Raw genomic sequence first — 23,160 nt, forward strand, 5'->3', positions numbered from 1 at the left:
TCGTCGTCGCTGCTGCCAACGCCGGTAAAATCGGCCTTGACCACTGGGTACTCCCTTATCTCCGCGGTCTCTGGAACAAAATGACGCATAAAACCGATCATGAAGACGGCACTACCCATACACCGCTAAAAAAACAAACAGCCTGATCCAGTAACGAACTGAGCTTAGGATTCATACATTACACCACAAAAGCCGAGCTTGTAACCCAAGCCCGGCTTCTTATTATTCGAATGACCAGCAATTCAAACTCAAACTGCCATATTGGTAAGATTGAAACAATCGCTTGGCCTTGCGGCCACGATCAGCAGCTCCCATCGCATAGAACAAGGGAACAAAATGCTCCCGTCCGTAGGAAGGGACAGCATCGCTGGCGTGTGGTGCTTTTTTGTCATACGCAAACAGTTGGTGAAGATTCCATTCCGACAGCTGCTCCGCGATCCATTCATCGAATGCAGCCGCCCACTCATCAGGCTCATCGCTCTTATGCAGCATCCGCAGATTGTGCACCAAGCCGCCGCTGCCAATGATCAGGATACCTTCTTCACGCAAATCGGACAGCATAGCACCGATGGAATATTGTTCGCTTGGCGAGCGCTTGGAGTCCACGGACAAGGCCACCACCGGTATATTCGCATCAGGGTACATTTTTCGCAGAATGACCCACACTCCATGGTCCAATCCGCGGCCGGTTACGGCTTTGGCATGCAAATTTCCTGCCTCAAAGCGTTTACGAATCTGAGCTGCGAGTTCAGCGCCTCCAGGGGCCGGATACGTAATCTGGTACATTTCCTCCGGAAATCCGTAAAAATCATGCATCGTGCCATGCTCGGCGTCTTCGGTCAGCCGTTGATCCGGATCATCCCAATGGGCAGAAAATACCGCTATGCCTCTAGGTACAGGCAGCTCCCGTCCCAACTGCTCTAGGAAGCGGGTGTATTCGTTGTCCTCCAGGGCCATCATCGGCGAACCATGGGCAATAAATAAAGCAGGTAACGTCATCGATGCCACCTCCAGCTTCAAAATCAAGGGACAACTCTATTGTACTGCTAAATCGCCCATTATGCCAAATCACTTGCTTAAATCATCCAGTTCTGCCACTCTTGTTGCTGGTTCTCCTGATCGCTCAGCCAATTCCGGGTCCGCTGAAGGAGCTGCTCGCGCTGCGGCCCCGCCGAATACGTATGGTCCGCCTGAAAAATGATTTCCTTATCACAGCGCCCTTCCTGACGCATCCAGAACACCTTTTGGTACAAGAAAGCATAATCCACCGGAATGACCTCATCCGAGGTTCCATGGATCACAAGCACATCGCCCGTAAACTTGATCGCTTCCTGGAAAGGCTGCCCTTGAGCCAGCGAATCGAAGAAAACCGGCGTAAAGTCGTATCCCAGATAATCAGCAGAACCTGCCTTCACTGAAGCATCGTACACATCGCGGCCCGTGATTTTGACGATATCGTTGAATGGATAACCTACCGCCGACCACAGAATCAGATTCTTCACCCGCCGGTCGCGGACCGCAGTCAGCAAGGCGACGGCGCCGCCCAGGCTATGTCCGATTAATGTAATGCGCGTAGGATCAACATCGGCGCAGCTAAGTCCGTAATCGAGGACGGAACGAGTCTGGGCAATCATCGAATCCAGCCCCTCGCTTCCGTAATGGCCCGAGCTCTCTCCGCATCCGATATAATCAAAACGGATCACCATGTAGCCGTCTTGGGCAAACTCACGCGCCGTTTTGACAAACAATCGATCCACGCCGATCCGGCTCCCAACGAACCCGTGGCAGATAACGACCAGGGGAACCCGATGGCATCGGTCACCTTGAGCCGCTTCTTGTAATGGGTAATGGATTGTCGCTGTAAGTTCCTCTTGATTATGTCGAATGGTGATTTGCCGTTCCATGCCAAATTCCTCCTTGCGATCATACGCCGCCATCATAATATAGATAATTCCGATAAGTTTAATATGAATTAATTAAGCTTATCTTAGCATCGCCATTATGGATTGTCAACGCAAATAGCAAGCAGGATGGCACTTAGAAACTTCCGATTTTACTCGTAGCTCTGCCGGAACATCGCGTGAGTCTCTTCACGCCCGCTCCAATCATTCATCCAGGTCTTTCCGACAGGATCGTTCTCCCATAACGATGAGGCGGACAAATCGGATTCCTCACCTCCGGAGGTGAATCCTCCTTCAGGCTGGGCAAATGCCCCGTTCTCTTCACGATTGCCAGTGACAACCTCTTGACCATTAGCTCGGGGTGTTTCTCCCCCATGCAATTCATCATCAAAATAATTTGCTTTCATCTGAGAAATCCTCCTTCTTTGCCCTGAATCATTCAAGGGGATCGTCTATCGACCCGGAATGCTTATTATTGTGAAATAGCAGACAAGAAATTATACCGGGTTCATAAATATGCCATAGACCGTTCAATCCAGCATGCTTTGCAAGGGTTCTCTGCCTATGATATATTGCATAACAAGATGGCAGACAGATGTCCCCCTTATTTCGATATAAGGGGGACATTCGCTTTCATCTCTTCCACATCACCTGATCACCCTTAAATGCCTGCTTAACAGCTATAGCTTAGATATACAATTAACCCGCGGAGGACAGTCACAATGAATATCAGACAGATGATTAAGGAGAACAATCGGCTTCAGGATGCCATGTCACCCGATAATCTTAGTTATTATCAGGACATGGTTGTCTGTATACGCAGCAGCGCCGTACAGGAGCAGCAAAGCGAGGAACTGCTGCTCGAAATGGCAAGGCAGCTGCTGGATGCTCAAGATAAGGGCAAGGACGCCAAGGATGTCTTCGGCAACGATCTCGAATCTTACTGCAAGGAGCAGATCGAGCGGCTGCCAAAAAGAGAAGGCCTCAGTGCTCTGCAATACCATCTCATGATCCCATGGATTGCTTTGACCTGGTTCTTCTTCGTACAAGCAATCGTTGGGTTTATTACGATGTGGGCTGGCGGCCCAGTGGAACGAATGTCCCAGGTTCGTATTTCCACCCTGATCGTCATTGCCGGGGGTGCTTATGTGCTGATCCATGCCTTGATGAAATGGATGAAGAATGACACTTTTAAACCTGCAGAAGGAGAGCGCAAGATTAGTGCACGCAATATCGGGGTTTATGTTGCCATCACGGTATTGATCCTCATCACCGGGGTGTGGATCGGACGCCTCCTGCCTGTTCTGATCATTGCGCCTTGGGTAAGTCTACTCATATTCCTGATTGGGCTTATAGGAACAAAGCTGCTCTTTTCGGGAAAATAATACAGTTTCGTCATGAATTCGTGAAGAATCGATAACAGAATCTTTAATATTTTTTAGTTGATTGTAATCTACAAATCTATGGAAAATGGTAGGATAGGGGTAATGTGGTAAGGGAGGAATATTGATGTCCAAATCCAGTAAATCCGCGATTGCTGCTATCCTTGTACTTGCTCTATCAATCCAGACCGGCGTTATTGCCAGTGCTGCACCTGCTTCCGTACCTCAAGCGGGTACAACTGCCACTTCAGGCAAAGCTACAGCCTTCGGCAATGCCGTGTACGCCAAAGCAAATAAGCTGTTAAAAGAAGCCGACGTGGCGTATGCGAAGTCTTATATTACCAAACATATCCGCAGCGTCACCCCCTATCAGGCTACCATGCTGGTGCTCAAGCTGGAGAATGCAGCCAAAGATGCGCTGTCGCCAAAAACTGAGCATGTGTTTCAAATTGGCATTCAGGATAAACTGATGAAGCTGTACAAATATGGAGAGCCAATTCAGACCACACTCAACAAAACCAAGGATGAAACGCTTCGAAAGGTGCTCATAAACCTTCGTGACAGCGGCTACAGACTCCATACGGCGGAAGGGGTAGTCTTCCCGATTATCGACTATACGACCTTCAAACCCTACAAGCCTTATATCCAGAAGGATACTCAGGCCTACATCGATATCATGATCGTGGAATCCGAGAAGCCTGCGGTTAGTGATGCTGCCTTGGTGATCCCATGGTCTGAAGTCATTGAACGTGGACTTGCCCAAGAAGCCTTTCTAAGCGCATATCCCAAATCAAACCGGGCGGAGGACGTAAAGCTGAAGCTGCGTTTTACCGAATTAAGCTTATATTACGGATATAACAATACACCGCTATTTAAATACGAAGACAATCTCCTGGATCCGGAAGTTCGGGAAGCTCTCGATCAAGCCCTTAAGAACAGTGAGGCCGTCTCCAACAGCCCGCTGCTGAAGAAGCTGAAGTCCTGGTCTGAAGTGCTTGAGAACAACAAGGACAAGCTGAACCAGGAAGTGGAGCAATATCGCGCCAAAGCGGTTCCAATTGATTGAAAAGAAGAAAACATTCATTCCTCGCTATAACAACAAGACAGTACCCAAGCTTTCACTTACAAAGAAGAAGCCGGATTCCCATCGATGGGAGTCCGGCTTCTTCTTGCAGTTGTCCTGCTGCCTGAACTTAGATCAGCAGATTGAACAGATTCATATTCTTGTTAAGCTCCGTATAATCCAATCCCTTGCGCTGCATCCGTTCAATTAATGGACCGTAATCCTCAGGCCGCAGCAGCTCAATACCTACAAGTGCAGGCCCATCTTCCTTGTTGTGCTTCTTCGTGTATTCGAAGCGCGCGATATCGTCATCGGGACCCAGCACATCCTCCAGAAACTCGCGGAGTGCACCTGCACGCTGCGGGAAGTTTATCATGAAGTAATGCTTCAGCCCTTCATAGATCAAGGAGCGTTCCTTGATTTCCTGCATCCGGTCGATATCGTTATTGCCGCCACTGATGATGCATACTACGGTTTTGCCGCGAATCTGGTCCCGGTTCATATCAAGCGCAGCCACAGCCAATGAACCCGCAGGCTCAACCACGATGGCATTCTCGTTATACAGCTCCAGGATGGTCGTGCAAGCTTTGCCTTCCGGAACCATGACGATGTCATCCAGGAGATCATTGCAAATATCATAAGTCAGTTCCCCGACCCGTTTAACAGCGGCACCGTCAACGAATTTGTCGATTTCGTGCATGGTGACAACCTCACCCTGTTTCTTGGATTCGATCATGGATGCCGCGCCAAGCGGTTCAACGCCGATGACTTTCGTCGTAGGGCTGACGGTTTTGACATAGGTGGCCACGCCTGCAGCCAGACCGCCGCCGCCAATCGTAACAAACATATAATCAGCTGGTGAATCCAGATCTTCCATAACCTCCATCCCGATAGTCCCGTTGCCTGCAATGATCTTCGCTTCATCGAACGGGTGAATAAAGGTCATGCCATATTCATCACAAGCCTTGATCGCTTCATCATAAGCATCATCGAAGGTGTCGCCTGTCAGGATGACTTCGACACTGCCTCCCCCAAAACGCTTCACCTGCTTGACCTTCTGATTCGGGGCCGTGCTTGGCATAAATATCTTGCCTTTAATATTCAGTGCATTACAGGAGAAAGCCACTCCTTGCGCATGGTTTCCCGCACTCGCACATACAATCCCTTCGTTCCGCTGCTCCTCCGACAAGCTGCGGATCATATTGTATGCTCCGCGGATCTTGAAGGAGCGAACCACCTGCAAATCCTCGCGCTTCAGATATACTTCGCAGTCGTATTTCGCCGACAGCACCGCATCCCGCTGCAGCGGTGTCCGTACGATCACTTCGCGAAGCACATGGTGTGCACGTACAATGTCCTCCATGCTGACTGCCCGTTTTGTTGTATACGTATCTTCCATTCTCTTAGATCACACTCCCACTTCGCTGCCAGGTAAACGTTGATCTGAACGCCACCCTCATTCACGTATTTCTATCATTGTAACACTTTTCATGAAATTATCCCGCCCTTTTCTGACATCCTTTCGGAAATAGAGCTCATTTAACAGCAAGTAAAATGAGGACGCTCAGCTGTCATTTCTCACAGCCAGGGAGGAACGGCCCCCTATAAAAGTCTTGACTTCCCTCTAACACTTTATTAATTTAATTGTGTAAAGCATGAAATCAACCTATTTTCTGGGAGGGATTTATTATGAAGAAAAAAGTATTGTACGGGTTATTGGCGGGTACGCTCACTCTGGGGATTGGTACAGGTGCTATGGCATCATCCGCTTTGGAGCCTATCACGGCCTATTTGAACAGCAAGATTTCCCTGAAGTTAAACGGTACCGTCGTAACACCGAAAGATGCAAACGGCAAAACCGTACTGCCGATCACCTATAATGGCACGACGTACTTGCCTGTGCGAGCTGTAGGCGATCTGATGGATATTGATATTCGTTATGACTCCGCCACTTCTTCCGTGCTGATTGGCAGCAAGAACGGATCCTCCACCGAAACCGCTAGTTCCTTAACGTTAAGTTCGCTCGGAGCCTCCGTGTTGGGGACTTCAGCCTGGCATACCAAAGATTCCAGCGATACAGTCTATAAAGGTAAAGATTATAAAGACGTTTATTTACATACCGATTCGACCAAACAAGGCAACAGCTTCCAGATCATGACCGGTAAAAAATATGCCAAACTGCATCTTGAGCTGGCCGTGACTGGTGGTGCGCAAGAAATCGTAATCATGGATCACAACAACACAACGCTCAAAAAGGTATCAGTGGGTTCTGAAGATGGCCTGGTCGGCGTAGACGTCGATGTATCGGCTGCCGATTTTATATTTGTGGAGATCGTTGATGAGGGTCCGGGCACTTCCCTGTTTGTTCCTCTGACCAGTTCCTATTTGACGAAATAAGACATTCATCGAACGGTTAATTATTACTGATTTTGCAAGACATCGTGTTTCAAACTGCTCACTTTAGAGCGGGGAAAGTTCATATAAAGCAACAAAGAAAGCCGGGGTAAATGAACCCCGGCTTTCGTCTACACAACGTATCTGATCTCATGCATCCGATCTCCACACTACCCCGCGTCTCTTTTACGGCTTAATCGTTTATCGCGATTGCGCCGCTCCAAGACACGTCTGGATAATGGATCGCTATATTATTAATATTATTGAAACTTCTCCTTGAACCAGACAGCTGCCATCCCGACCTCTGCACGGCTGAGCTGATGCCCTCCGTTCTCCCAATGCAGCTTCACGTCCGCACCTGCTCCGCTCAGCAGCTCGTTCAGATCCTCGCTCTCCTGCGGAGGACACATCGGATCACGTCTGCCCGCCGCAATGAAGACGGGTATATCCTTCAAATCCGGCAACTCCTTGTCTCGCAAAGGAACCATCGGATGGTGGAGAATAGCTCCCTGCAGGGCGTCTCCTTCGTGAAACAGCAAACTCGCAGCGATGTTGGCACCGTTCGAATAACCAACCGCCACGATGCGGCTGCGGTCAAAGCCGTACTCAGCAGCTGCCCAATTCAGAAATTCATTCAGCTCCTGCGTGCGTTTTACGAGATCCTCTACATCGAATACGCCCTCAGCCAGCCGGCGGAAAAATCTCGGCATGCCGTTTTCCATCACGTTCCCGCGAACGCCGAGTACATTCGACGTTGGCGAAATCATTTCGGCCAGCGGCAGCAGATCCTCCTCATTCCCTCCTGTACCGTGCAATAATAATAAAGTAGGCGCCTCTGGGGAGGTTCCCTGGCGGTAAATATGCTTATGTTCCATCATGCTATCAGTCTCCTTTCGCTGCTATCTTTTATCGACGTAACCAGCATCATACCCATAGCCTGCACAAACCCTAGATTGCCCGAATCCTGCCTAATCCATAGACTGAGTATGAGTAGTAATTATCTTAAATTTAAGATTCTTTAATCAAATAATACCACGGATTTCAAAAAAAGCAACAGCTATCCGCCCTTCTCAAAAAACTCACCCGTCTAACCAAAATAAAAGAGAGGAAGCCTCCAGTAATGGAAGACTTCCTCTCTTATTGTGTTCTCTATATGATTCCGTGCGTGTTCCCCCGTAACATCCTCCATTATATCAAAAGATGTTTGCAATGTCAGTGGATATTTTGGCATTTCTCACAATTTATTTGTGATTTCATTAGCTTTTATTCCAGTTGACTGGTTATAACTTCATATAATTAGAAAAACTGTAACCGTTTAGTCAGCGCTCCCCTTGGAACTGCAAAGGCCTGTGCCCGTTTGAAATTCACGGGTGCTCCTCGTACGATTGTGAGCGCCTTATAATACTCGATAAAAGGGAATCCATACGTTTCCCCGCGTGCGTACGCATACACATTCATGGCCCGGACCCAGGTTTCATAAGCTTCGTCCGGAATATCAATAAATACCTCAGGATGGAAGTCATAGGGATCCTCCCAATTGTCCGCGTAGTATAAATGCTGGGCATAATGGGCCGGAAGCTCTCGCTCAATCGTCTTAAGACCCGCATAGAACCTTGCATCCTCTACGATATAATGCGTATTGGAATGATCCTTATGGATGCTTTCTTTCCAATGTGTGATGATGATATCCGGTTTCACTTCCCGTATCACGTCAGCTACCTGATACTTCACTTCCTCATCCAGCGGAAGCTCGGCATCCTTATACGCCAGGAATCGAACGTCTGCGCCAACGATCTCGGCAAATTGATGCGCTTCATCAATCTTTTGCTTTGCATACTCCTCCGGCGTCAGACGGGGATGTCCCTTCTCACCTGGCGTTAAATGAAGAAACGTCGCTTTGTGGCCTGCCTGCGTATATTTTGCAATAACAGCTCCGGCCGTCAAATCCATATCGCCTGCATGACCGCCGATCGCCAAAATATGATGCTGCTGTGCTTCCGTCAATTCAATCTCTCCTTTTTGATCAGTCGTAGATTCTATCTATTGAAGCGGCTTGCTCATAATATCGAATCGGCGTGTAATGTGAAAGCCTGTCTTTTGGTAGAGATGTCCTGCAGCGTTATGCTCACCGGTCCACAGGAACCAGGCACCATGCAATCCCTGCGCCCGCATCAGGGCAAGACAGTCATATAAGAGGATTTTGCCCAGGCCCTTCCCTTGCATTGAAGGATCTACACCAAACGGCCCAAAGCGTTCAGCCACACCCTCATATGCGTTATGCAGGCAGAAGCCCACCAGCTTCCCTTGATCCCGTGCTATCAGAATCTGATCGCTTCTTAAATGCTGCAGCAATCCTTCGCGAATCGCCCGCCCCCAGTCGGGGTTAAATACGTCCGTTGCAAAAGCAATCAGCTCCACCAAATCGCTATCCTGAGCCACCTTAAAGGTATATCCTTCTTGCTCACGCTTTCGCTTCAGCTCCATCACTTCAGGCGGTATATGAAAATCAACCAGAGAACGATCCATAGCCACCGCCGTATAATTGCGCCCAAAACCGCTGTCCTTCAGCCACGCCAAGCCCTCAGGATAGCGCTCGCCGTCGATTCCCGGAACGATATAATTCGGAGCATATGAAGAGAAAATGACCTTGGTTCGTCCATGCTGGCGAAGAAATTTCTCGCCCCCCTGCAGTAACCGCGATGTCACGCCCTGTCTTCGGACTGCCGGATCGGTATAAAAGAAAGGAATCCAGCCATGATCCGGCTCCAGCTCGGTTCCGATCATCGGCAATCTCCGGCGTACCGCATACAGAACGCCTATGATACGGTTTTCCTGCTCGGCGATCCGCAATCCTTGCGAGTCAAAGTTCGGATCAAGCAGCACTAAGTTGCGAAAACGCAGCCGCGTGATCGGATCCCATGGCAGGCAGACATTCCACAGGTCGATGATGCCGTCCTGGTCCCCAGGCTGGTAATGGCGGAAGGTTATGCTTGTCATCGTATACTCCTCCTTATACTGATAACTTATTGATCAGAGAATGCCGATTGCTTCCTTACGTTTTATCTTGACACCGCTCCTGTCAATGCGTTATGGACCTGGGCGCGCAGCTGTGCAACGCTGCTGCTCCGCCCTCCGTATACACGGTTGGTCAGCAGCACGACTGCCAGCTCATGCTCAGGATCAATCCACATGCTGGTTCCTGTAAACCCGGTATGTCCATAGCAGCGAGGACTCATCCAATCACCGGAAGCATCCATCTGATCCCCTTTCAGTACCCATCCCAGACCTCGGTTAGTGCCCTGGACATGCCCGGTATGAGTTCGAATGGCAGCTGCAGCTGCAGCACGAGAGAAGACCCGCGATTCGCCTTCTGCCGTCTCCGTCTTCTGCATGAGGGGCGCCGCCCCCTCTGAGAGCCACATTCGAGCGTACTTCAACAAGTCGCCTGCGGTGGTAAATAATCCGGCATGGCCGCATACACCGCCCAAGGCCCGGGCCTTCTCATCGTGCACAACTCCCCATAGATGCCCTTGAATCTCATCTTCATATTCTGTTGCGGCATAACGCCCAGTTTGCTCAGGCGAAGGGGTAAGCGTTGAATGAAACATCCCCAACGGGTCCCATACCCGTTGTTTCACTGCCTCTTCTAAAGACATATCGAGCATCTTCTCGATAATACAGCCGAGCGTCAAGTAGCCCAGATCACTATAAATCACCTCGGTATTCGGCTTCGCCGCGAGCGGCGCCGTAAGAACAGCCTCCCACATCTGCTCTCTGCTCCAGCCCCAGGAGTGCAGATTCAGATCCGCTTGGAGTCCAGACGTATGCGTCAGCAGCTGGCCTACCGTAATCTCCATCTTGCCCTGCCCTTGAAAAGAGGGAAGAATATCGCTCACCTTGGTGCTCAACGTCAAACGTGCCTCATCCAGCAGCTGTAGCATTAACGGCAGCGTCACAGCAACCTTCGTTAAAGAGGCAACATCATATAATGTATCCTCACGGGCAAGTACAGGCTCTCCCTGTGACGGCTTGGGATGAGCATATCCTGCAGCATACACCCATTCTCTGCCTTTATGCAGTACACCCAGTACCGCGCCCGGCGTCGTATCTGCAGCGATTTCCCGTTCAATTGCAGCACAAGCTGCCCTCACTCCTCTGATTCCCATTCGAAGCTGATCTGCGCCATCTTCCGGACGATTTCCCAACGCTTCTCCCTCCTTTGCGATAAATCCTTGAGTTGGATCATGGATCTTCGCTCTTGGATCTCTGAATAACAGACGTAATACGCGCCATCCACACCAATAAAATCCTCCAGATTGTAAACGCTTACCATAACTATTATATGACCCTTAAAATTTCGTTTCAATAATTTATGATAATTATAAAATTTAATTTCAATGTCTTAAGCAAACAAATTACTTTAATTTATAATTTGCGTATTGACATATGGATTCGCTTACATTTACAATAATGTTTAATTAATCCACTATTTAATTTAAGGGCTATGCATTCCATAACCATGCATAAGGTTTGGAACAACCCCGGTTTCTCTTTAGGAGATTCCGGGGTTTTTTGTTGCCTGATTTCGTATAGGAGGTGATGCCTAAAACACCGGTTAAGGCTCATTGAGCCAGTCAATCAATATGTATTACATAGGAGGAAAACGATGAAGAAAATCTACAAATTATCAGCCGCTCTCGCCCTCAGCTTGTCCTTGGTTCTGGGCTCGCTGGGTCCAGCCCATGCAGCTCCAGACACCTCGGTATCCAACAAGCAGAATTTCAGCACAGATGTCATTTATCAAATCTTTACCGACCGTTTCTCTGATGGTAACCCTGCCAACAACCCGACCGGTTCTGCCTTTGACGGCACCTGTACCAACCTGAGACTGTACTGCGGCGGTGACTGGCAAGGTATCATTAACAAAATCAACGATGGCTATCTAACAGGCATGGGTATTACTGCCATCTGGATCTCACAGCCGGTTGAGAACATCTACAGCGTCATCAATTATTCCGGTGTAAACAACACCGCATATCACGGTTATTGGGCCAGAGACTTTAAGAAGACGAATCCGGCTTACGGTACGATCACTGATTTCCAGAATCTCATTGCTGCCGCCCACGCCAAGAATATTAAGGTCATCATCGACTTCGCACCAAATCACACATCTCCCGCTTCCTCGGACCAACCGTCGTTTGCGGAGAACGGCAAGCTGTATAACAACGGCACCCTGCTTGGCGGATACACAAACGATACACAGAATTTATTCCATCATAACGGGGGTACCGATTTTTCGACGACAGAGAACGGGATTTACAAAAATCTGTATGACCTCGCAGACTTGAACCACAACAACAGCACCGTGGATACTTATCTGAAGGATGCTATTAAAATGTGGCTCGATCTGGGCATTGACGGCATTCGGATGGACGCAGTAAAACATATGCCGTTTGGCTGGCAGAAGAGTTTTATGGCTACCGTTAACAATTACAAGCCGGTCTTCACCTTCGGCGAATGGTTCCTTGGCGTGAACGAGGTGAGTGCCGAGAATCATAAGTTCGCCAATGAATCCGGTATGAGCTTGCTGGATTTCCGTTTCGCACAGAAGGTTCGCCAGGTATTCAGAGACAACACCGACAATATGTATGGATTGAAGTCCATGCTGGAGGGCTCAGCAGCTGATTACACACAGGTGGAAGATCAGGTCACGTTCATCGATAACCATGACATGGAACGTTTCCACAGCAGCAGCGCGAACCAGCGGAAACTGGAGCAGGCCCTCGCCTTTACGCTCACTTCCCGCGGTGTGCCAGCCATCTATTACGGAACCGAACAGTATATGTCCGGCGGGAACGACCCCGACAACCGGGCCCGGATTCCATCTTTCTCAACCACGACCACCGCATACCAGGTGATTCAGAAGCTGGCGCCGCTGCGCAAATCCAACCCGGCCATTGCGTATGGAACGACACAGGAACGCTGGATCAACAACGATGTGTTAATCTATGAACGCAAATTCGGCAGCAATGTGGCCGTGATTGCCGTCAACCGCAACGTGAACACACCTGCAAATATTACGGGATTAGTTACATCATTGCCATCAGGCAGCTACACCGACGTACTCGGCGGCCTGCTTAACGGCAACAGCCTCACGGTTGGCTCTGGCGGAGCCGCGTCCAACTTCACACTCGCAGCTGGCGGTACGGCCGTATGGCAATACACCACCGCTGTCACATCGCCAACCATCGGACATGTAGGACCGATGATGGCCAAACCGGGCGCAAGCATTACGATTGACGGCCGCGGGTTCGGTGCAAACAAAGGAACAGTATACTTCGGCACGACAGCCGTAACAGGCGCCAACATTACCTCTTGGGAGGACACGCAGATTAAAGTGAAAATCCCTGCGGTTGCCGGAGGTGTATACAATATCAAAATCACGGGCAGTGCAGGCGTCTCAAGCAATGTGCATGACAACTTCGAAGTGCTGACCGGGGATCAAGTCAGCGTACGCTTTGTGGTGAACAATGCCAATACGGCGCTCGGTCAGAACGTTTACTTGGCAGGCAGCGTCAGCGAGCTTGGCAACTGGGAACCTGCCAAAGCGATTGGTCCGATGTACAACCAGGTCATCTATCAATACCCAACGTGGTACTATGACGTCAGCGTTCCTGCAGGTAAAACCATTGAATTTAAATTCCTGAAAAAACAAGGCGCAACAGTCACGTGGGAAGGCGGATCAAACCACACCTTCACCGCACCAGCCAGCGGCACAGCCACCATCAACGTGAACTGGCAGCCGTAAGCTGACACATAACGTAGAATGACAGCGCAATCCGTACGCAGCATGTTATTATATTGAATCTAAGGCTATCATCTATAATATGAGGCGTTCTACTACATCGAACGTAACATTAACGCTCATAAGGAAAACGCCTGCCACTTTATTGAGCGTGAGCCACAGCTCCGGGACAATTCCCGGAGCTATTTTTGCTCGCACGGTTTAATGCGGCTAATACTGCAGCAGACAGCAATCTTTACTATACCTCAGGCGCACACCTCTTGATACACACACGATGCCTTGTTCAGGCACGCTTGGATGGCTATGTGCTACACGCAGTACCCATACATTGCCTGCACTACATGAGCGAATCCCAAAGGGAGAGCGATCCAAGCAGGCAGTAACTCAATAAGCTCATATGGCAGCTCAACAGTTCCACGCTAAATTCTGCGATCCCGAGCAGGCAGCAACTCAACAAGCGCACTCGGCAGCTCTACATTCCCGCTCTAAATCCTGGCGCTCCCAAGCAGCACTCCCGTATGGCACCCCGAGCAGCGCACCCAAGCAGCACTTCCCACCAGCACTTCCACAAGCAGCACTCCCACCAGCCAAAAAGCCGATGAAGATGTAACCCTTCATCGGCTTTTCTCCCCCCACACACCCTAGCGTAAATGGGTGCGCGCTTAGCACTTAGCGAGTAGCGCATAGCACGCAGCAGCGGAGAGGACGAATCGATTCCGGAAAAACGATAGTGGTCGCCTTTGCCCCCGATTTTCTACCGCATCATTATAATTTCAAGAAAATTGGGGGCAACAGCGATTGGAGGAACGATACGTACTCGAAGCGTCTCCAACAGAGAATGCCGAAGTATAATTCGCATGCGGAGTGCTGTATAACCATCACATCATTTTCACGCAACAAACGAAAAAAACATTTACGTCCTAAACATCACCAATGACTTACGTAGTCCCTCCGACAGCTCCTCCAATCGCGCCGACAGGCCGACGAGCTTCTCGCTCACCTTGAACTGCTCAGAAGACATCGAAGCGACCTCCTCTGTGGCGGCGCTGGTTTCTTCGACGATCGAGCTCGCCTCCGAGATCGAGTCGGTCAGCTCAAGCTGGGAGTTGATCAGGACCTCCACCGCTTGCGTAGACTCGCTGATCTCAGTTAAGAGTGCATCCATCTCGTAACGAACGTTATCAAATATACCTTGAGCTTCCTGCACCGAATGTAGCTGCTCGTCAAAGAGCGGTGACGCAGACGTCAATGCATCTACCGAACCCTGCACCTCACTTTGAATGTCCAGAATCATCGCGCCTACCGTCTGGATCGATTCCTTGGAACGATCGGCAAGACTCCGTACTTCGTTGGCAACCACCATGAAGCCGCTGCCTGCAGACCCGGCTCGGGCCGCTTCAATGGTTGCGTTAATCGACAGCACGTTGGTCTGATGCGTGATCTCGGACATTAGCTCCAATATTTTGTGAATCGATGCGGTATTCTCCTTCAGCTTCTCCGCATTCTGGACAATTGCCCGGTTCACCTGGTTAATGCGTGTTGACTTCTCCACCAGGCTATCCATATGTAAGGCGCCTTCTCCCGTCACTCGGAGTACACGATCTGCCGCAGCCGCAATTACTTTATTGGACCCGGATACTTTGGTCATCCGGACGCCAATGTTCTCGGCCAGCTGATTCTCGCGTTCAGCTTCTATGGCCAGGCTGCCGCTTCCCTGCGCAATCTGTTCCATGGCAGCCGCAATTTCGCCAGCGGTGAGCGAGGTTCCCCTTGAGGCTTCGGCCAATTCCTCTGCCGTAGCCAGCACTTCCTTGGCCGATGTGTTCGTCTGGTCGACCAAAGCCGAGATTTGCCCCATCATCCGGTTGAAGCTCTGGCCTAGACGGCCGATTTCATCCACACGCCGGAACTCGGTTCGTACCTTCAGATTCCCCTGCTCCCCCTCTTCCATCAGAGAGCACATCTGGTTCAGCGGACGGCCGACGGTTCGCATCATATAATAGCCGATCAGGGCGGCAACAAGAATCGCGACTACTATGACCACGAGCGTCACGGTTAGCAATTTGTCCGTGGCCTGCACGAAATCACTGACGGGAGCAAAGCCGACCATATACCAAGGAGCGGTCTTCAGAGGTGTGTACACCACCATCTGCTCGTCGGCGGTATAATAAATCCCCTCTTCCTCCGCATCTTGAGGAACCGTAATCGTGGACGGCTGCATCAGCTGGGCTGCGTCCATGTCGTGTACAATCCGGTTATCTTCAGTCACGATCCGCATCTGGCCATGGCTCCCAATTTTCAGATTAGCCAGCACCTCGCCGACCGCCTCATCCTTGATATCCATAAGCAGGACGTACTGGGCATTCGGATTATTCAGGTTTTTCAGCAATCTCCCCATCGTCATGTTGGCGTTGCTCTCGTTCCCCATAAAACCTTTGACCTCTGTCGGAAACCATACCGTTTCGCCGTCAGCCTGAATAATCCGGTCGATCTTGGCCTTCACTTCGTCCCCGGAAGACATTCCCGAGTAGCCCGTCGAGTTATAAGAGTTTTGAGCCTGAAGATTGGGCGCAACCAGCCGCATGCCATACAGACGCTTGTCCGAGGATGCTGTCCCGTTCAGCTTCTCACGGATCCGGTTCTCGGCCTGCGTTTTGTCCCGGATACCGATGTCCGCCGTACTAACCGTAATTAGATCCTCGCGTAGCACCGTGTCCAGCGCCCATTGACGGGAAGCGGCCTCATATTGGCCCAATAGAAAATCCAGCTTGTCTGCGGCCTGCATGATCTGCCCCGAAGTCGCTTCGGCCACCTGCTCCGTGACCGTGTCCTTGGAGATAAAATACGATACTAATCCTAATGCTGAAGCTAACAGCACGATCGTTGTAAAAAAGATAACAAACAACTTCATCCCGACCGCTTTGAATTGAAAACGTCTTGTCATATTCATAGTTATGTGCCCCCCGAGATAGCATGCATACATGCAAAAAGACACAGCTAGCAATTACCGGCTGTGTCTCTTCGCTGTTCTTTTTATCTATGTGTCTCTTTGTATCAATTGTAAGTTTAGCTGCCAAGCATAGATTACCCTTTGCTGGCTCCTGCCGTCATGCCATCGACCAGCAAACGCTGCAAGAAGACAAATAACAGGGTGATCGGCAGTGCGATCAGTACGGATGCCGCCGCGAACAACGTAAAGTTGCTGTCCTGGGTGGAGTTAACGAGATCCCATAAGCCAACGGCGAGCGTCCAGTTTTCTTTTGTCCGCAGCACCAGTCTGGCAAAGATAAAGTCTACCCAAGGACCGACGAACAACGTCAAGCCCATATACGTGATCATTGGCTTCGACAATGGCAGAATGATTTTGCGGAAGATCTGGAAATTCGTGGCTCCGTCAATCTTCGCCGCCTCATCAAGGCTTCGCGGTATCGTATCGAGAAACCCTTTCATGATCAAGGTTCCACCAAGCGGCGCCCCTGCCGCATACACGATAATCATCGCTGCATGCGTATTCAGCAGGTCCAGAGAGTTCAGCAGAATATACAGGGCGATCATACTCATGAAGCCTGGGAACATCCCCAGCACGAGAATGACCGATAGGGCATTCTGCCGGCCTTTGAACCGGAACCGGGATACCGCATAACTTGTCAGCAGGACAAGAATAGTCCCGATAATCATGGAGAATACTGCAATCTTCAACGTGTTCATATACCATGTGCCAAACAAGAAGCTTTGGGACGTAAACAGCTCTTTATAGTGACTGAGCGTGAATGATTCTGGAATCAAAGTCTTGCTGTAGAGCGACTTTCCGGGACGGAAAGAGGCCAGAACAATCCAGAGTGCCGGGTAAATACAGCCGATCGCGATGATGACAAGCATAATATAACTTGCCGTCAGGCGAATCGCATTTCTCATTTTAATTCCCATTATTGGATCATATCCTCCTCTTTAAAGGATCTGGTTCTGCGGTAATTGTAAATCGAGAAGGTCGCAATAATCATAAAGATGATAATACCGATGGCCGATGCCATGCTGTATCGCTGCTGATCGAGCGTCAGTTTATAGAGCCAGGTTACCAGCAGGTCCGTCGCTCCTGCATATTGATAATCACCCACAACCGGGTTACCGTTGGTCAGGAGGAAGATCAAGTTAAAGTTATTGATATTACCGGCAAATTGCGTAATCAGAACCGGTGCCGTTGAGAACATAATCATAGGCAGGGTAATGATCTTGAACTTCTGGAAGCCAGTCGCTCCATCCACATCCGCCGCTTCATAGAGATCCTTAGGAATCGTCGTCAGGACGCTCATCACGAGGAGCATCGATACAGGGATACCGACCCACATATTAACGATGATAACTGTTACTTTGGCCCAGATTGGATCAGTCAGCCACGGAAGACCTTCCAGTCCAAAATACCGTAAATATTGGTTAATCGGTCCAAATTGTCCGTTAAACATATTCCGCATGACGAGCAAGGATATAAGCTGCGGAATCGCATAAGGAACGATCAGGATAACGCGCCATACACCTTTGAAGCGGATCCCTTTTTGTTGAATCAGCAGAGCAACGAGCACCCCGCCAAAATAGGTCGTAACCGTAGCGAGCACCGCCCAGATGATCGTCCAGGTCAGGACGCCGAAGAAGGTGTGGCTCCACGATTTTAATGCTACGAGGTTATTAAAGGTTTTGAAACCAACCCAATCCACCAGGTTCGCAGGCGGCAAGTTGTTCGGAGCGGAATAGTTCGTGAACGCCAGCATGATCATGAAGATAATCGGCATGACGGTAAAGAACAGAATACCGATCGCCGGCAGCGTCAGGAAAGATTGCGCGAATTTCCATTCAAACATATAGTAAAGGGTCTGTCTAAAGTTGTTGGGCGTTACGCCCTGCTCCCTTTGTTTTCCAGCGTTATAAGCGTTTTTGATATTGGCATAATATCCGATAAGAAAAAGCACCAGCATAATCAAGGTGATAAGTCCTTCAATCAGCAGATTGATGGAGTGGTGACCTGCCACCATTTGTGTTAATCCGTTAACTTTCTCTAAATGGCTTCCCTGTTCTCCCAGTGTTACCATACCCCAGATGGCATCACCCAGGTTATTAATGAAGTAATAAAGACTGAATATACCTACGATAAGTAGAATAATACCTTTGATCCATTGCCGGTTGTAAAGCTGACCCAGACCCATACAGATGGCTGATAATACGGCCGCTGTCATACGATGTTGGCGCATGCTCCCTCCATTCCCCTCTCCATATAATCGAGGAATCACCCGCCGGTTGTTCGGCGGGTGAACTTCTTCATCTTTCTCGTATTATATAAGAACGTTTTTACTCGCCAGCTCCACCGCTGTTAAGATCTTGCACTTGTTTTACGGCTTTATCCAGCGTTTCTTTTACGTCTTTGTTGTTATCCCAGATTTCTGCCAGCGCAGCACCTACAGGAGACCATACGTTAGCCATTTCAGGAACGGATGGCATCGGTTGGGAAGATTTGAACTGCTCCGTAAAGGCCGATACATACTCGTCGTTCTTGATTTGTGGATCTTCTTGAGCCTCATTGTTGGTTGGAACAGATCCTACCAGTGCGCTCAACTGCAGCTGTGCTTCCTTGCTTGTTGCAAAGTCAGCGAATAAACGAGCAGCTTGCGGATATTTCGTGAACGAGCTTACATACCAAGCTTTGATACCCGAGAAGGATACCGCAGGCTGACCGCCGATGGATGGGATTGGAGCAACGCCAAGCTTGTCGCCAAGCGCTTCTTTGTATCCGCCCAGTTCCCAAGGTCCGTTAATATCCATTGCCAGGTCACCGGATGTGAACAATCCGCGTTTGATATCCGGTGTAATGTCTCCGGATTTAACTGGCAGGATTTCTTTCAGGCTTGCATATACTTCCATGCTCTTCACTGCACCATCATTGTTAAGGCCGATATCGTTGATATCTGCGCCATTGTTGCCAAAGATGTATCCTCCGTTGGAAGCAAGGAACGGATAAGCAAAGTACAGGTTGCCGGTTTCAAACATGAAGCCGTATTTATTTTTGGATTTGTCTGTGAAGGTTTTGCTGAATTCGATAACTTCTTCCATCGTTGTCGGAACTTCCTTCACCAGATCCTTGTTGTAGTACATCAGGTAAGTTTCCGCAGCACGCGGGTAACCGTACAGAACGCCGTCATAGCTTACGCCTTGGATGGCAGCTTCTGTGTTGTTGCTCTTTGTTTTCTCTTCATAAAAATCGTTTGGCAGAACCAGGTTTGTCGCTACTGCTTTACCCAGGTTATCGTGAGGGAACAGTACAACGTCAGCAGCCAATCCGGATGGTCCGTCTTGAGCGAGCTTGGTTACTTGATCAGTTGGGGACAATTCCTCGATAGTCACTTCTACACCGTATTTTTCGGTGAATTCTTTTGCGACGGCATCGGTATAGGCTCTTTCGTCTCTGCTTTCCCATACAACCAATTTCGCGCCTTCTTCTGGTGTAAGCTCCTTCACTTCTGTATTCTCGGCTGGTGCTTCCTGTGCCGGAGGATTCTCAGCAGGTGCCTCTGTAGCGGGAGCCGCTGTTTTTCCTCCACACGCTGTAACGGAGAACGCCAACGTGAAGGTTGCAGCAAGCGTAAGTAGTTTCTTCATCTTCATTCCATGATTACCCCTCTCAAATAAATGATCAGAAAATATCGGGAATCTGCGCAAACGATTTCAGAAAATTTTCAGCGTCTCTTTTTCTATGTAGCATCTAGGGAGATACTCAGGAAAAATCCTGGGGAGAAAGCGCTTCATCCGTTGAAATCATAATACAACATTTAATATTGAATGTAAAAACGTTTGCACAGATCATATCTCTCTGTTTTTAGCATATAATCCATTAATATCTTCACTATTCACCGTATTTCATAAGATATCATAATTATATTCATGTACAAACTGTGCAATACCGTCATTTTAGTCTCAAAACCGAGCTGGAATGGCAGTAAAACGCTCTGTTGTTGCACAAACGTTTGCACTTGAATGATACTGCTTAGTTACACTGTTAAAAGTCCTTTTCGGTCATCATGGGATTTCCCCTTGAAATAGCCTAGCTCCGTCCCCCTTCTTTGTCAAAATTAAACATAATGCATTAACCCGCAATCAGGAAGTCCATGACATTACAAACGAACCCTGGTGACACAGCACCAGGGTTTCCGAAAACAGTTAGCCTGCTAATTTGATGAGGAGAGGCTACAACCAATCTCTTTTTTCAACAAATCTCTGCCCCATTAACAAATACAAGATACCTGTCAGCAGTACAATGGACCACAAGCTATACGGCTCAACTCTTGGCGCATAGATTGCTTCTTGCGGCATCATAACATAGTAGGGAATCGTGAACGGAAGCCAAGCCCCAATCACGGAATGAAAGCCTGTCAGCACGATATTCGGTACGACATACCCTAGGGACATCGCCAGTGAGGCTCCAAAATTCCGTACTCTTATTGAAACGATAAGCTGTAATGCAGCGAGAGGCAGAACGCCGATCCATCCTCCGATAATTGAATAGAGTAATGTCTCCCACGGAATCTCACCGGGCGCTTCAACAAGATAACCCGTTGCCACATAACCGAGCAAAAAAACGACTTGCACAAGCCCTAAAATCCCAATGAGCATCATATATTTCGCATAGAAGACCCTATAGCGGGAAACTGGCATACTCATGGCTATCTTCCAGCCCCCATCCCGATGCTCATACAAGCATAATAAGGAGGCTACAATCGCACTGTACAAAGGATAGAAAAACATAGAGTGTAAATTAACGCTGTGGATATAGAGCGTCAACCAGTTGGGCGGAAAAAAATCCTTTAAGCTCTCAAGCTGCATCGCTCCCATCGCTGAGTTAATCAGCGTGTCCAATACGATGAGCACCGTGATTACACTCCATTGAAGCTTGATTCCTTCAGCACGTATCAGCATTCTCATAATGGCAGCACCCCCTATTCAAATTCTCTTCTGGCAAACAGGAGAGCTCCCAGCACCGACAGTATGCCCCCTACTCCAAGTGAAATCCCGATCCACTGCATATGGCCAGGGATCAACGGGCTGGATAGTGCCGGGTACGACCAGGGAAGAATTTGAATGATATAAGAATTGCTGCGCGCTAAAAACAAGCTGGAAATGGAGCCGAATATCCCCAGAGTCAGCGGTAATGCCTGGTTGGAAAACACCGTGGACTGCCAGAGCTGAATAGCCATCATCGGCAATGTCGATAAGCAGGCGAACAGAGGCTGCAATATCATGATTCCCCAAGGTATCGGTTCATTCGAGTACAGAACCCAAATCAGGCACATCCCCATGATCGTAATCAATGCGGCACATACCTGCAATACTAGGATCCATACAAGTTTAGCCAGATATACAGAGGCTTTGGGGACAGGCATCGCAAGCAGCTGCTTCCATGCCTTGGTTTCGTGCTCAGTACCAGCCATAATGCTGGCGAGAAGCGTAATTCCCAATAAAAAAACAAAAGACAAAAACATGTACATGACCGCAAAGCCGGCATAAATCCCTCCTGGACCTTGACGAAAATAGAGATACCACTCCAGTGCCGTCATGCTGATCAGAATTATGCCCTGGATTACAGGCATCCATCGGCATAATAACTTAAGCTTTAATCCTTCTGCACGCATCAGCTCCAGCATCATAAGCTGTTCTCCTGACTGGTTAACTCCAGGAAAATTTCCTCAAGGGTTTTCTTCTTCTCCGTTACCCGGTAGACATCATATTGATGGTTGACAAGGAAGCGAATCATTTCCGCTGATTGCGGCCTGTCGATCATGGAGGTTCGGACCTGGCCTGTTGATATTTCCGGCACCGCATCAAAGCCATGGTCGTTCAGAGCTGCTGCTGCTTCCAGTGGCCGATCCATCTCCAACCATACATAAGGCTTGCTGCGATCGGTTAGTTCCTGCAGAGGTCCTTGGAAGATCAATTCCCCTTGATTAATAATTCCCACCCAGGTTGCAACCTGCTCGATTTCGCTCAACAAATGGCTCGAAAGCAGCACGGTGATGTCAAAATCGCGGGGAAGTCGAGTAATCAGCTCTCGAATTTCCTGAATTCCGGATGGATCAAGTCCGTTTGTGGGCTCATCCAGAATCAATAATTTGGGGTTTGTAATAAGCGCCATTGCGATCCCAAGCCGCTGCTTCATGCCAAGAGAATAACTTTTGACCGGCCGATGAGCTGCCTGGCTCAGCCTCACCCATTCCAGGACCTCCTGTATCCTGGATTCTTGTATTCCATGGATTAACGCCATGATCTTCAAATTCTTATATCCTGATAGATGAGCATAGTATGAAGGGGATTCAACGAGAGAACCGACATCCTTTAAAATGTCCATTCGATGCTTGTTCAGATCCTTGCCTAGGATACGAATCTCACCGGATGAGCAACGGATCAGTCCCAGGAGCATCCGAATCGTCGTTGTTTTACCAGCGCCATTGGGCCCCAGAAATCCATAGATCTCCCGCTTGGGGACCTTCAAATTAATCTGCTTAACCGTTTCCCGCTTCCCGAACAGCCGGGTCAGCTCATGCGTCTCGATTGCATATTCGTTCATCTCTTATTCCTCCT

20 protein-coding genes and 1 pseudogene are annotated in these 23,160 nt (G+C 49.1%); 5 read left to right on the forward strand and 16 right to left on the reverse strand.

Going from position 1 to position 23,160, the window contains the following annotated elements:
• Window positions 1–146 (forward strand): annotated as a pseudogene (locus ABEQ74_RS10595) (Crp/Fnr family transcriptional regulator); the annotation flags it as partial.
• Window positions 147–222: 76 nt separating this feature from the next.
• On the opposite strand, the gene ABEQ74_RS10600 reads toward ABEQ74_RS10595, so the two are convergent.
• The 3 genes from ABEQ74_RS10600 to ABEQ74_RS10610 all read right to left on the reverse strand — a co-directional run bounded on the left by ABEQ74_RS10600 (window position 223) and on the right by ABEQ74_RS10610 (window position 2,308).
• Window positions 223–999 (reverse strand): DODA-type extradiol aromatic ring-opening family dioxygenase, encoded by a 777-nt coding sequence (locus tag ABEQ74_RS10600; RefSeq protein ID WP_430122157.1) that lies wholly within the window; start codon window positions 997–999, stop codon window positions 223–225.
• A gap of 77 nt (window positions 1,000–1,076) precedes the next feature.
• Window positions 1,077–1,904, reverse strand: a complete 828-nt coding sequence (locus ABEQ74_RS10605) for an alpha/beta hydrolase (protein ID WP_430122158.1) — start codon at window positions 1,902–1,904, stop codon at window positions 1,077–1,079.
• A gap of 149 nt (window positions 1,905–2,053) precedes the next feature.
• On the reverse strand, window positions 2,054–2,308 hold the full coding sequence (locus tag ABEQ74_RS10610) for a hypothetical protein (protein WP_430122159.1): 255 nt from the start codon (window positions 2,306–2,308) through the stop codon (window positions 2,054–2,056).
• 315 nt (window positions 2,309–2,623) lie between these two features.
• Here ABEQ74_RS10610 and ABEQ74_RS10615 point away from each other — a divergent pair, with 315 nt between their 5' ends.
• Window positions 2,624–3,286, forward strand: coding sequence for a DUF1129 family protein (locus ABEQ74_RS10615; RefSeq protein ID WP_430122160.1), 663 nt, complete (start codon window positions 2,624–2,626; stop codon window positions 3,284–3,286).
• A 124-nt stretch (window positions 3,287–3,410) separates the two neighbouring features.
• Window positions 3,411–4,349, forward strand: coding sequence for a hypothetical protein (locus tag ABEQ74_RS10620; RefSeq protein ID WP_430122161.1), 939 nt, complete (start codon window positions 3,411–3,413; stop codon window positions 4,347–4,349).
• Window positions 4,350–4,476: 127 nt separating this feature from the next.
• Here the strand turns inward: ABEQ74_RS10620 and ilvA are convergent, their stop codons facing one another.
• Window positions 4,477–5,745, reverse strand: coding sequence for a threonine ammonia-lyase IlvA (gene ilvA, locus ABEQ74_RS10625; protein ID WP_430122162.1), 1,269 nt, complete (start codon window positions 5,743–5,745; stop codon window positions 4,477–4,479).
• A gap of 290 nt (window positions 5,746–6,035) precedes the next feature.
• Between ilvA and ABEQ74_RS10630 the strand changes: the two genes are divergently transcribed.
• A complete protein-coding gene (locus ABEQ74_RS10630; RefSeq protein ID WP_430122163.1) occupies window positions 6,036–6,743 on the forward strand; it encodes a stalk domain-containing protein in 708 nt (235 codons plus the stop codon).
• 257 nt (window positions 6,744–7,000) lie between these two features.
• Here the strand turns inward: ABEQ74_RS10630 and ABEQ74_RS10635 are convergent, their stop codons facing one another.
• The 4 genes from ABEQ74_RS10635 to ABEQ74_RS10650 all read right to left on the reverse strand — a co-directional run bounded on the left by ABEQ74_RS10635 (window position 7,001) and on the right by ABEQ74_RS10650 (window position 10,945).
• Complete coding sequence (locus ABEQ74_RS10635; protein WP_430122219.1) at window positions 7,001–7,615, reverse strand: alpha/beta hydrolase; 615 nt, start codon at window positions 7,613–7,615, stop codon at window positions 7,001–7,003.
• Window positions 7,616–8,036: 421 nt separating this feature from the next.
• Complete coding sequence (locus tag ABEQ74_RS10640; protein WP_430122164.1) at window positions 8,037–8,744, reverse strand: PIG-L deacetylase family protein; 708 nt, start codon at window positions 8,742–8,744, stop codon at window positions 8,037–8,039.
• A 36-nt stretch (window positions 8,745–8,780) separates the two neighbouring features.
• On the reverse strand, window positions 8,781–9,737 hold the full coding sequence (locus tag ABEQ74_RS10645) for a GNAT family N-acetyltransferase (RefSeq protein ID WP_430122165.1): 957 nt from the start codon (window positions 9,735–9,737) through the stop codon (window positions 8,781–8,783).
• Window positions 9,738–9,799: 62 nt separating this feature from the next.
• Window positions 9,800–10,945, reverse strand: a complete 1,146-nt coding sequence (locus ABEQ74_RS10650; protein WP_430122166.1) for a serine hydrolase domain-containing protein — start codon at window positions 10,943–10,945, stop codon at window positions 9,800–9,802.
• A 461-nt stretch (window positions 10,946–11,406) separates the two neighbouring features.
• On the opposite strand from ABEQ74_RS10650, the gene ABEQ74_RS10655 reads away from it, so the two are divergent.
• Window positions 11,407–13,548: an alpha-amylase family glycosyl hydrolase gene (locus ABEQ74_RS10655; RefSeq protein WP_430122167.1), complete on the forward strand. Its 2,142-nt coding sequence runs from the start codon at window positions 11,407–11,409 to the stop codon at window positions 13,546–13,548.
• Window positions 13,549–13,995: 447 nt separating this feature from the next.
• Here ABEQ74_RS10655 and ABEQ74_RS10660 read toward each other — a convergent pair whose 3' ends face one another.
• The 8 genes from ABEQ74_RS10660 to ABEQ74_RS10695 all read right to left on the reverse strand — a co-directional run bounded on the left by ABEQ74_RS10660 (window position 13,996) and on the right by ABEQ74_RS10695 (window position 23,146).
• Window positions 13,996–14,163, reverse strand: coding sequence for a hypothetical protein (locus ABEQ74_RS10660; protein WP_430122168.1), 168 nt, complete (start codon window positions 14,161–14,163; stop codon window positions 13,996–13,998).
• Between the two features lie 295 nt (window positions 14,164–14,458).
• Window positions 14,459–16,495, reverse strand: coding sequence for a methyl-accepting chemotaxis protein (locus tag ABEQ74_RS10665; protein ID WP_430122169.1), 2,037 nt, complete (start codon window positions 16,493–16,495; stop codon window positions 14,459–14,461).
• A 134-nt stretch (window positions 16,496–16,629) separates the two neighbouring features.
• The gene (locus tag ABEQ74_RS10670) at window positions 16,630–17,472 is read right to left on the reverse strand and encodes a sugar ABC transporter permease (protein ID WP_053489902.1); all 843 of its coding nucleotides are present in this window, start codon (window positions 17,470–17,472) and stop codon (window positions 16,630–16,632) included.
• Window positions 17,472–18,785: an ABC transporter permease subunit gene (locus ABEQ74_RS10675; RefSeq protein WP_430122170.1), complete on the reverse strand. Its 1,314-nt coding sequence runs from the start codon at window positions 18,783–18,785 to the stop codon at window positions 17,472–17,474. Before ABEQ74_RS10675 ends, ABEQ74_RS10670 begins: the two co-directional genes overlap by 1 nt.
• A 97-nt stretch (window positions 18,786–18,882) precedes the next feature.
• A complete protein-coding gene (locus ABEQ74_RS10680) occupies window positions 18,883–20,193 on the reverse strand; it encodes a sugar ABC transporter substrate-binding protein (protein WP_430122171.1) in 1,311 nt (436 codons plus the stop codon).
• A gap of 579 nt (window positions 20,194–20,772) precedes the next feature.
• A complete protein-coding gene (locus tag ABEQ74_RS10685) occupies window positions 20,773–21,507 on the reverse strand; it encodes an ABC transporter permease (RefSeq protein ID WP_430122172.1) in 735 nt (244 codons plus the stop codon).
• 14 nt (window positions 21,508–21,521) lie between these two features.
• A complete protein-coding gene (locus tag ABEQ74_RS10690; protein WP_430122173.1) occupies window positions 21,522–22,229 on the reverse strand; it encodes an ABC transporter permease in 708 nt (235 codons plus the stop codon).
• Window positions 22,226–23,146, reverse strand: a complete 921-nt coding sequence (locus ABEQ74_RS10695; protein ID WP_430122174.1) for an ABC transporter ATP-binding protein — start codon at window positions 23,144–23,146, stop codon at window positions 22,226–22,228. The genes ABEQ74_RS10690 and ABEQ74_RS10695 overlap by 4 nt, the downstream gene beginning before the upstream one ends.
• Window positions 23,147–23,160 lie beyond the last annotated feature (14 nt).

Source organism: Paenibacillus solani, assembly GCF_050475945.1.
Taxonomy (GTDB): Bacteria; Bacillota; Bacilli; order Paenibacillales; family Paenibacillaceae; genus Paenibacillus_AQ; species Paenibacillus_AQ solani_A.